Genomic DNA, 11,614 nt, shown 5'->3' with positions numbered 1-11,614 from the left:
TATCGATATGAAAGGCGGCCCCAAGGCCGCCTTTTTTGCGTTGTAGCATAATCTCTGGACTTAATTGATTTTATGCAGTGACTTCACTTATATTCAAAGTAACCCCTTTTTGCGAGAAACCATGATTAAGATCCTGCGCATATCTGCTATGACTACCGTTGCTCTAGTGTATCTTTGTATTAATACACTGAGAGCAGAAGTCACTTACTACCCCTTGGGGCAGGGCCGTGGCTTGGAGGCGGAAGTCGTCTCGAGTTTATTAGTTGATACACAAGGTTTCTTGTGGGTGGGCTCAAGAGAGGGGGTATTTCGCTACGATGGTTACTCTGCTACCCACTTCAAACCTGACATTCATACCCCGAATACCATCAGCGATACAGATATTCGAAACCTTTATGAGGATAGTAAAGGTAATATTTGGGTATCGACGAATACCGCGGGTTTAAATTATTACAACCCTAACACTAGACAGTTCAAAACATATCGCCACACCTCTAATGATCCGTCTACGCTGAGTAACGATAGCGTTTATGACATTGTTGAAATGGATGATGGCAGCTACTGGGTTGGCACCGATATTGGTCTTAATCAATTACACTTTTCTAGCGGAGACTTTGACCGCCACTACTTTGTAAAGGGGCAACCTAACACCATAAGTAACGACTATATCTACAACCTCTTTATTGATAGAGACCATAATTTATGGATCACCACGGTCGGTGGTGGAATTAATGTCAAAGAAAAAGACTCCGATACCTTTGTTCGTCACCGCCTCAGCGGGCTTACAGGGGATAGTTTCAATGATGAAGTGTTTGCAATTAAGCAGGCTAAAGATGGTAGCTTTTGGTTAGGCACGCGCAGAGGTTTAATAAATTACAACCCTAGCACGCGCGAAGCAAGAATGGTCGGTTTAAGAGAAGGTGAAGAGCATCCTGCTATTGTTTCATTAGAGTGGACTGCTCGCGGAGAGTTATTAATAGGGACCATGAGCCGAGGTGTGTTGCGCTATAACCCAGAGTCAAACCGTTATGATGCTTTTAACTCAAACCCGTTAGGAAGCAGCGGCCAGCTACCGACTTTACCCGTGTTGGCGCTGGAGTACCATAAAGGAAAGCTATTTGTCGGTACTTGGGGGGGCGGTGTTTATGTCGCACGCTTGGGGCAGCTTCCTTTTCACTTTCTGGGGAATGGTGACAGCGATGATTACCGATTGAGTAATCATAATGTGACTGCTTTGTACTCCGATAACTCACATCAGATGGTTGGCACTTTTGGTGGTGGTGCTCAAATGTTGGATGTCGAAACAGGGTTGGTATCAAAGCAACTAGCTTCCAATCAAATCTTTGCAGCTGAAGGTATATTGTCTATTACCAAGCATAAAGACTGGGTTTATGCAGGGTCATCAACAGGGTTATGGCAAATTCAAAAGGATGGTGTCGGTCGTTATTATCAACACTCGGTTGAAGACGAAACGAGTATTGGTAAAGGCTATATTAATAGTTTAGTTGCTACTGATGATGGTGTTTGGATCGGAACAGGCGCTGAAGGCCTCTATTGGAAAGAGCATACCCAAGATGCCTTTAAGTCGTACAGTCACAGGACAGATGACCCCAATTCATTGAGTGGTTATTACATTACAACGATCTTAAAAACCGATGATAACATCTTGTGGGTTGGCACTCGCTCTAGTGGACTCAACCGGTGCCAAATCTCTCCTTGGAGTTGTCAACGCTTTGGTCGTCACAATAAAGAACAGCACGGGTTATTGAGCGATAACATCACGCACCTCTATCAAGGACATGATGGCGATCTCTGGGTTGCAACAAATGGCGGTGGGGCGTATCAACTAATCGATGAGCATAGTGTAAAGTTTAAAGGATGGGGAGAGGCTGATGGACTAGCATCTAACGTCATCATGAGTATCCAGCAAGACATCAACGGGTTGTATTGGCTAGCCAGCCGTGAAGGGATTAGCCAGCTCGATAGTCGAACTGGTGACGTCAGAAACTATAAAGCTGAATCAGGCCTTTTGATTACTCACTTTAACCGAACCACGGCGTCGCAAAATCAACAGTATTTGTTTTTCGGTGGGATAGGTGGAGTCCTTGCGATACCCAAAGGTACGCCATTTATCATGCCGCCTGAGCCAACAGTAAAAATTACCAGTGTAGACACCTTGCGAAGTAGTGCTGACAGTGGGCAGTCTGACACATTGTTATCCCATCGCTTGGATAAGCAGGAGGTTGATTACGGGGATGTATTCTCAGTTGAGTTTACAGTTTTAGATTACTCCGAAAAGCCGCATAACTATAAGTACCGCATGAACGCTGAAGAAGACTGGATTGATCTTGGTGGGCGACGCGAAGTGACATTCTATAACTTAGCTCCCGGCAGTTATGAGCTTCAGGTGAGAGGGCAGGATGTATTTGGCGTATGGGGAGAAACTGAACCTCTTAAGATTGATGTCATACCGCCTTTTTGGATGGAGAATTGGTTTAAGTTATTGGTTCTAGCTGTAGTGACTGTATTTATTATTAGTATGCATCGCTTAAGGCTAAATAAATTAAAGGCTCGGAACCGTGAGTTGGTCGCGCTACAGGTACAGAAAGAAAAGGCATTACAGGATATACGTGAAAAAGAGCACGAGTTAAAGATTGCATTTAAAGGCTTGAGGAACCTGACCAACCGTATTGAAACCGCCAAAGAAGAAGAGCGGCAACATATTTCTCGTGAGTTGCATGATGAACTCGGACAAACGTTAACGGCGACAAAGATTAACCTACAAGTCATTGACACTCTGCAGGATCAAGCGGCTATAAAAGAGCGGCTTGAGCAAAGCATTTCAGTCGTTGATAGCATGATTGAGCAGGTAAGGAATGTGTCTTTGTCATTAAGGCCACCTTTGTTGGATGAGGCTGGGCTTGTACCAGCACTGGAGTATTACTTGGAAGTCATAGCGGAGCGTACTGGGCTTACGATTAAGCTTGATGCCGCGCAGGATGTTTCTGGTAACTCGCATGATGTTCGAGTGGTAGTTTTTCGGATTATTCAGGAAGCGATCAGTAATGTGCTACGCCATGCAAATGCTTCTGTACTGCATATCAAGTTAGCAATAGCAAACGAGCATATTTGTGTGTACATCAAGGATGACGGAAAGGGTTATGATATTGATGCAGTTAATGAGCGAATTAAACACGGTGAGCACTTGGGCTTACTTGGTATGATGGAGCGAGTAAAGGGAGCTAAGGGGGAAATTAAGCTCTACTCTGAGTTAGGGAAGGGCAGCACAATTGAAGCGAGAATTCCACGGTGAAGCAAATAGAAAAATTAATACTGGCAGACGACCACACCTTAGTAAGAGAAGGCATTAAAACGCTAGTGCAGGCAATGCCTGAAGTGGGTGAAATTTTTGAAACGGGTGATGGTCTTGACGTGGTGAACTTAGCTAGACAGTTATCACCAACATTAATCGTGTTAGACATTACGTTGCCTAGTTTAAATGGCCTTGAAGTCGTAGAGCGAGTTAAGCAACAAAATAACGATATAAAAATTTTAATGCTGTCGATGCATGCTGGCCCAGAGTATGTTGCACGAGCCTGGAAGGCTGGTGCTGATGGGTATTTAATTAAAGACTCTGCATTCGAAGAGCTGGCAACAGCGATTAAGGCAGTGATGAATAATGTGCGTTACTTGAGCCAAGGTATTGATGACGAAGTTGTTCAACGCTTTATTAAGGAAAAAGCTGGCTTACACAACGAGCTGGATGTGTTAACACCTCGCCAGCGACAAATATTACAGCTGATCGCAGAAGGAAGCAGCACCAAAGACATTGCAGATAAATTGTGTGTCAGTGTGAAAACTGTAGAAAGTCACCGAGCTCAATTAATGGATCGGCTTGGGATTCACGATGTACCAGGGTTGGTTCGCTTTGCCATTCGGATTGGCTTGATTCATAACGAAAGCTAGCGTCTTGTTTATCAAGATTTTCTGCTAATATCTTCAAAAATCAGGGAAACCCTGATTTAGTCTAGTGCAAGCCCTACCTATAATGACTCAATGTTGGATGACACTGGTGGCTACTGCAGAGCGTATGAACAATAAGAAAACAAAAGCTCGATGTCTGTGCGTTTCCAAATTCTTTTCTCTTACCATGTTGCTTCTTTTGCTGTCAGTAATAAATGCTGTTGAGGCCAGTCAGTTTAGAATGCAGAGTCTCAAACAATTGATTGAGCAGGCCCATATTATTATCTACGGGACAGTTGAGTCAGTAACCGATGGTATTTCAAGTAATGGCACCCCTTTTACAGAAATCACGGTCAGGATGAATAGTAGCGTTACCGATAATGTCAGCATGCTTCCAAAATATTCATTCCGCCAGTTCGGTTTTATTAATCCGCGTAAAAAATCAGGTGAACATAGCCTGTTTGCAATTGAGCCGCAGGGGTTACCTCGATGGTATCAGGGCGAAACGGTTATCGCCTTTTTGTACTCTCCAGACCCTAAAACAGGATTTCAGGCAACGGTTGGGCAAGAGCAAGGGAAAATGTTAGTCGTGGAAGGTAAGTTACAGGCTAATATCACCATGACGTCTTTGTTGGACAATGTCAGCATGGATTCCACCAAGTTTACCCTAAACGATAGTGCGACATTTGACTCGAGAGGCTCTTTGGATGCGGAAGTCTTTATGCGGATGATTCGACGTTTTGTTTCAAAGAGCGGGGTTAAAGAAGGTGGGCAAGGCAAGCTGTGAAATAGTCGAAATATTAAGGTAATGTGAGATTATTGTATTTTTCGTACTTGTAATTATACATTATGATACAATCAGTGCTGTTTAGGACAAACATGTAGTGATTTATGAAACTGAATGATTGGATCTTAATTGTTGATGATGACGTTGAGTTGACCGAATTACTCGCAGCATTCCTTGAGAAAAACGGCTTTACGGTTAAATCTGAATCGAATGGTGTGGATGCGGTTACTCGTATTATTGAAGAGCAGCCAAAGCTGGTGGTGTTGGATATCATGCTGCCTGATCTTGATGGCCTGTCAGTGTGCCGGGAAGTGCGAAATCACTATGAAGGGCCGATACTGATGTTAACAGCGCTTGAAGATGATGTCGACGAAGTCACTGGGCTTGAAATTGGTGCTGATGATTACCTAGCAAAGCCGGTCCGCTCAAGGGTGTTATTGGCTCGTGTTAGAGCTTTGTTGCGCCGATACAATCTTTTGTCAAAGTACCAAGAAGAGTCGGAGTCTGCAAACAATGATTACCGTCTCCAAGTCAACGGCTTAATGATTGATAAAGTCGCTCGCAGTGCAACGATTGATAATGCACCGCTAGAGTTGACCACTTCGGAATTTGAGTTGTTATGGATTTTGGCTGAAAACGCTGGTGACGTCGTCACGCGCGACTTTATTTCACAACAGTTTAAAGAAATGGGGTATGACAGCACGACGCGTACCATTGATTTGCGCATCTCGCACTTAAGGCGCAAGATAGGTGATGATCCCCGAGTGCCTAACTTAATTAAGACCATTAGAGGAAAAGGCTACCAGTTAGCTTTGAAGTGATGACGCGCCATACACGATATAACAGTAAGCTATTCACTAAGGTGAGATTGGTGTTATGTTGTTTGTTTACCTTCTTTTGTTTTCCCGCTTTTGCTTCTGAGCAAACTTCTCAAACGGATCAAGAATTACTGACTCAATTGGAACAAGCTAAGCCTCAAGACAAAGTTGAGGTTTTGCTTCAATTGGCTGTTAATAATCGCAGTCAAACCCCCCATGACACACTTCGATATGGCGAACAGGCTCTGGAGCTTTTAGAAAAGTACCCTCACCGAGATAATGAAATTTTGATTTTATCCAACATGGGTTGGTCCTACATGATTGTGGGGGATTACGATAAAGGCGTTGTGTTAGCCGAGCGTGCTGTGGAGTTAGCGGAAGGTGGGGGTGATGATAAAGCGCTGATAGTGCCCCTTAATATCGCGGGTTTACTGTACTGGAGGCAGGGACGATATGAGGAAGCGTTGCAGTTTTATTACCGAGCTTTGGATGTGATTAAGGGCAGTGACGATTTGAAGGGACAAGCCGCAACTCTGAATAATATCGGTTTGATACATATAGAGCAGGGCTCAAGCCCTAAAGCATTTGATTATTTTAATCAGGCTAAAGAGCTGTTTGAGAAGGCTGGTAAGCGCCACGCCATGACCACGGCAATGAATAATATTGCAGGGATACATTCCGCACAAAGTAATTACAGCCAAGCGTTGGAAGTTCAGCTTGAGGTTCTTAGAGTTAGGGAAGAACTGGGCGATGAGCCTGGCATCGCTGAAATGTTATTAAATATCGGTATTACATACGATCTCATCGGGGATTATGAAAAGGCGCATGATTACTTTTCTCGTGCAATACGATACTTCGAGCCCTTGGGGGATAGTCGAGCTATCGCCCAAACCTTGAATGCAACTGGGTTAGCCTACTTCCACCAAAAAGAGCATGAGAAGGCGGCTTGGCATTATGAAAAAGCGTTAAGCTATGCAAAGAGCACCAGTGACCGTTTAGTCGAAGCGGGAGTGCTCCTGTCTCTAGCTCAGCTTCACCTTGCCTTGGAAGAGGTTGCCCCCGCACAGTCTTATCTAGACCAAGCCCTAGAGCTAACAGAAGAATTAGGTTTAAGGCAGTCAGAAGCACAGGCTCGCTATCATCAAGCTGAGATTTACTTGTTGCAGGGACTCTACGAAGAGGCGCTAAGGGAAGTTCTGCAAAGCATACAAATCTCCGAGGAGACAAAAAATAAAGCAGAAGAAAGTAAGTCTTACGAATTGTTATCACGAATCTATCAAGCGAGGGAGCAGTATCAATTAGCATTACAAGCTTTCCGAAAACATAAAGCGATAAATGATCAGGTGTTCAGCGAAGAAACTAGGGATAAATTATTGCAAGCGCAAAGTTTGTTTGAAGCTGAAAAGCGGAATAAGCAGATAGAAATCCTCGAAAGAGATAAAGCGTTGCAGAAAACCAAAATTGAGCAACAGAGGTTTGAAAGGAATGTCTGGATAGCCAGCTTGTTGTTTACTCTAATTGTGATTTTGCTGTTATATAGCCGCTTCAGTCAACGTAAAGTCAATAAAGCATTATCGAATCATCTCGGCATACAACGTAGTTTGATGCAGGCTATAGCGCATGAATTTCGAGCGCCTCTGGCTAAGGTGCAGCTTGCGGCAGACATGCTGGAAGAAAGTGATGATGTTAATGATAAGAAGTTGTTTAGCACTATTCATAAAGGAACCTCACAGCTGGACTCCCTTTTGAAGGAAATCATCGAGCTCTTGAAAATGGAAAGCCTCAAAGAGTTGGAGCCGGTAGAGCCGACTCTGTTGGATGATCTTATTCATGATCAAGTGCTTGCTTACCAGCCCTTGTATCCTGAAAAATCCATAAAACTCCTATCAAGTGGGGGAGAGCAACAGTTTGAACTCCCGCAAAAACACTTCACATGGATATTAAGTAACTTGCTCAGTAACGCAGCCCATTACAGTTTGTCACAAGTTGAAATTCATTACAGCAGTTCACACTCCGTCTTAAAAGTATCAGTGGATGATGATGGCATAGGCATTCCTAAAAATGACCGTGATAAAGTCTTCGAACCTTTCGTTCGCTTAGATCCTAGCCGAACACGTTCAACTGGCGGCACTGGTTTAGGTTTGGCGATTGTTCAACGATTAGCCCATCTGTATAACGCCAAAGTTTCTATTTCAGACAGCCCCCTAGGTGGCTCTCGTTTCACCTTACAGTGGCCACTCAAGTAGTTTTGTAAAATTAAAAATACAATAAGTTCTTTTCATTATCCTTGAATAAAAACAAAGTCTAATATAAGCAGGATGCAAGATAAGTTATTGTTTTTGAATATTTATTTAATGGCTTTTATCGATCTTCATAGCTTTTCTCTGATCAGTTTAACTCATGTTTTGTATGTTTTAGTATTAATTATATTTTACAAAACCATGCAAATATGTTTTATTAGTTACAAATGTATAAAAATATATACATTTGTAACTTGATAAATGGGGTAAACATCGCATTGCGCGAGGAGTTAACTATGAAATTTAAACCAAATAAGGTGGTTGCCGCCTTACTTTCTACAACGTTAATCACTGGATTATCCGTAGAAACTGCTGAAGCAGCAAAAGCAAAAAGTAAACAATTACCTGAGTACGATCCAAGTTCGATTATTGTGAAGTTTAAGTCGAATGTTGATCAAAAAAGCAGAAAACAGCTTAGCCAAGCTTTTGGCGCGAGCTTTAAAGATAAAAACGGCGACGGCGTTGATGATCGTTTCCGTCATATTGCCAAAGGTCGTCTGTCAAAGTTTAACTTGAAAGATGGCCAAGATCCTGTGGCGATGATTGAGCAGCTAAAGCATCACCCAGATGTAGAGTATGCAGAATTAAACCAGATTTATTATCCATCAGTACTACCTAACGACCCTCAGTACAGCAGTCTATGGGGCATGCAGAAGATCAGTGCTGAACAAGGTTGGGAAATGGAGATGGGCTCAAAAGATATCGTTGTGGGCGTTATCGATACGGGCTTTGACTATAACCACCCTGATTTACAAGCAAACATCTGGGTTAACCCAAATGAAATTGCCGGTAACGGTGTTGATGATGATGGTAACGGTTACATTGACGACGTTCATGGTATTTCGGCCATTAACGACAACGGTGATCCACAAGATACTGGCTTGCACGGAACACACGTCGCAGGAACGATTGGCGCCGTGGGTAATAATGGTGTCGGTGTAACAGGCGTTAGCTGGAATACCAGTATGGTCGGTTGCTCTTTCCTTGGTTCGCAAGGCGGGACACTAGCTGATGGGATTCAATGTATTGACTACATGGTTGATTTAAAAACTCGCGGCGTCAACATTCGAGTATTAAATAATTCATGGGGTGGTGGTGGTTTTAACCAATCCTTAAAAGACGCAATTACTTCAGCGGATAACGCTGGCATGTTGTTTATTGCTGCTGCGGGTAATGACGCGCGTGATAATGACACGTCTGATTCTTTCCCATCAAACTATGACGTTCCGAATGTGATGTCGATTGCTTCAACAACAAGCACCGATGAACTATCGAGCTTTTCTCAATGGGGCGCTAATAATGTTGATATGGGCGCGCCAGGTTCTAGCATTCTTTCAACTGTCCCAGGTGGCTACGATACGTTGAGCGGTACTTCGATGGCGACACCTCATGTTTCTGGAGCGGCAGCCTTAGTACTTTCAGCGGATCCGTCGTTAACCACGGCTCAAGTCAAAGATATGTTGATGACATCGGGCGATCCTTTGCCTGCGCTTGATGGTATTACTGTCTCAGGTAAGCGCTTGAATGTTGAGAGCGCTTTGAACATGGCAGGAGCCGGTGGCCCTGGATATTACATGGTACCTACGCCAAGTAGCCGTACGGTCAATCAAGGTTCTCCAACTAGCTTTGATATTGACGTCAATCCAGTGGGTGGTCATCAAGGTAACGTAACCATGTCAGCGAGCTCTGCTAACTTAGTTGCGGACATTACTTTCTCGGCAAACACGATTCCAAGCACTGGTTCGACAGTCATGACCGTACAAACCAGCGCGCAGACACAGCCTGGCGAGTACACCATTACGGTTACAGCCGTTGACGGAAGTATCAGTAAGAGTACCGATGTACAGCTACAGGTTTACCCTGAAGGTACTTACAGTACGACGTATGAAAATAATACGCCAGTTGCTATCCCTGATAACAGCAGCGCAGGTGTTGATAGTGTGATCAATGTTCCTATCGGTTTAACCATTACGGATCTGACTGCAAATATTGATATTAGCCACACTTACATCAGTGATCTGATTGTGACGTTAACCTCTCCAAGCGGTACAACTGTGACGTTACATAACCGCGAAGGTGGTAGCTCAGATAATATCGTTGCGAGTTATCCGCTGGATAATTATGACTTTGAAGATGCCATGGGTGACTGGGTCTTGAATGTTAGCGATAACGTTGGCGTAGACACAGGTACGTTAAATAACTGGAGTTTAGACGTTACGGGTGGTTCATCTGCAGGTACAAATCTTCCTCCAACAGTGACCGTAAACGATCCAATGGAAAACGCTTTGTATTTACCTGGTGATATGGTGAACTTTCTTGCAGATGCAGTTGATGCTGAAGATGGTGACGTTCGCTCTTCATTAGTTTGGACGTCGAGTCTTGATGGTGTCATTGGTACTGGTGCTAGCTTTAGCCGCTCGGATCTAACTCAGGGCTCTCACATTATTAGTGTTACAGCGAATGATAGCGAAGGCTTGCAGAGCGTCAAAGAGTTTAACTTATACATTGTGACTGACGGTACGATAGTGTCGTATGAAGATACGCAGCGTTACCCAATTCCTTCTCTGGAAACTGTGATCGCCGAAATCGATGTGCCGCTTGGAGTTAAAATAGGAGAAATGAACCTATTCGTCGATATCCAACACAGTTTTGCCAATGACATGCTGATTCATTTAGTGTCACCGAATGGTACAACTGTAGAGATATTCGATCAAAAAGAGCAAGGCGAGTACTACCGAGATCTACAGAAAACATTTTATCCTATTGAGTTCAACGGTGAAAATGCAGCGGGTACGTGGCAGCTACGCATTGCTGATGAATATACCAATAACTCAGGTAACTTATATCGTTGGGTATTAACTTTCACCCATGATGGCAGTGGCAATGGTAATCCTGGTAACGAAGCGCCAACGGTAGCGATTATCTCTCCAGTAGGTGGTAGCGAATTCACCGAGGGTGATACGGTAACTTTTACAGGCTCTGCGAACGATGCTGAAGACGGTGACCTAACTGGCTCTCTGGTCTGGAGTTCTGACTTAGATGGCGCCATCGGTTCTGGTAGCAGCGTGACGACAAATACGTTAAGCGTGGGTACTCATATCGTGACGGCAAGCGCGTCTGATAGTGCAAGTGCAACTGGCGAAGCTCAAGTGTCGTTAGTAGTTAACCCAGCGCCAGTGAATGAAGTGCCAACGAGTGACTTCAACTATACGGTAAACCACCTAGATGTTGCTTTCTCTGACATGAGTGGTGATACCGATGGTTCTGTTGTTGCTTGGGATTGGAACTTTGGCGATGGTGTTAGTTCTAGCCTAGCGAACCCAGCACACACATACAGCGCATCGGGTACTTATTCAGTAACGTTAACAGTAACTGACGACCAAGATGCAACGCACACGGTGACTAAGTCGGTAACGGTGAGTGCTGCAATTGATTTGTCAGCTATCTCTACGACTCGTAACGGTAAGGTGACAACGGATCTAGTTTGGAATGGTGGTAAGACATCGAAAGTTGATATTTATCGTGATGGTGTAAAAATTAGAGAAGCGAGCAACAATGGTTCTTACACTGACCGTTTTAACTCTAGCGAAACCAACTTCAGTTACCAAGTGTGTGAGCAAGGCTCAACGACTTGTTCAGCAGTAGTGACCGTTGTAGCGCTTGAAGGACAAAAGCGCGGCAATGGTAACGCTAACGGTAAAAGCAAGTAGAAGCCAACTTTCCTACTTCTATACTTTTGGCCCCAG

At 43.9% G+C, this 11,614-nt stretch carries 6 protein-coding genes; all 6 read left to right on the top strand.

Annotated features, from left to right (window positions below):
* Positions 1-121: 121 nt before the first annotated feature.
* The 6 genes from KFK88_RS11660 to KFK88_RS11635 all read left to right on the top strand — a co-directional run bounded on the left by KFK88_RS11660 (position 122) and on the right by KFK88_RS11635 (position 11,578).
* The gene (locus KFK88_RS11660; protein WP_223579931.1) at positions 122-3,313 is read left to right on the top strand and encodes a ligand-binding sensor domain-containing protein; all 3,192 of its coding nucleotides are present in this window, start codon (positions 122-124) and stop codon (positions 3,311-3,313) included.
* Positions 3,310-3,966, top strand: coding sequence for a response regulator (locus KFK88_RS11655; RefSeq protein ID WP_223579927.1), 657 nt, complete (start codon positions 3,310-3,312; stop codon positions 3,964-3,966). Before KFK88_RS11660 ends, KFK88_RS11655 begins: the two co-directional genes overlap by 4 nt.
* 238 nt (positions 3,967-4,204) lie before the next feature.
* The gene (locus tag KFK88_RS11650; RefSeq protein WP_223579925.1) at positions 4,205-4,750 is read left to right on the top strand and encodes a hypothetical protein; all 546 of its coding nucleotides are present in this window, start codon (positions 4,205-4,207) and stop codon (positions 4,748-4,750) included.
* Between the two features lie 104 nt (positions 4,751-4,854).
* Positions 4,855-5,571: a response regulator transcription factor gene (locus KFK88_RS11645; protein ID WP_223579922.1), complete on the top strand. Its 717-nt coding sequence runs from the start codon at positions 4,855-4,857 to the stop codon at positions 5,569-5,571.
* Between the two features lie 50 nt (positions 5,572-5,621).
* Positions 5,622-7,814: a tetratricopeptide repeat protein gene (locus KFK88_RS11640; protein ID WP_223579919.1), complete on the top strand. Its 2,193-nt coding sequence runs from the start codon at positions 5,622-5,624 to the stop codon at positions 7,812-7,814.
* 290 nt (positions 7,815-8,104) lie between these two features.
* Complete coding sequence (locus tag KFK88_RS11635; protein ID WP_223579916.1) at positions 8,105-11,578, top strand: S8 family serine peptidase; 3,474 nt, start codon at positions 8,105-8,107, stop codon at positions 11,576-11,578.
* The last annotated feature ends 36 nt before the right edge of the window (positions 11,579-11,614 follow it).

Origin of the sequence: Kangiella taiwanensis, assembly GCF_020005165.1 — a bacterium.
Taxonomy (GTDB): domain Bacteria; phylum Pseudomonadota; class Gammaproteobacteria; order Enterobacterales; family Kangiellaceae; genus Kangiella; species Kangiella taiwanensis.
The sequence above is the reverse complement of the archived record's forward strand: the minus strand, read 5'-3'. Positions and strand labels throughout refer to the sequence as shown.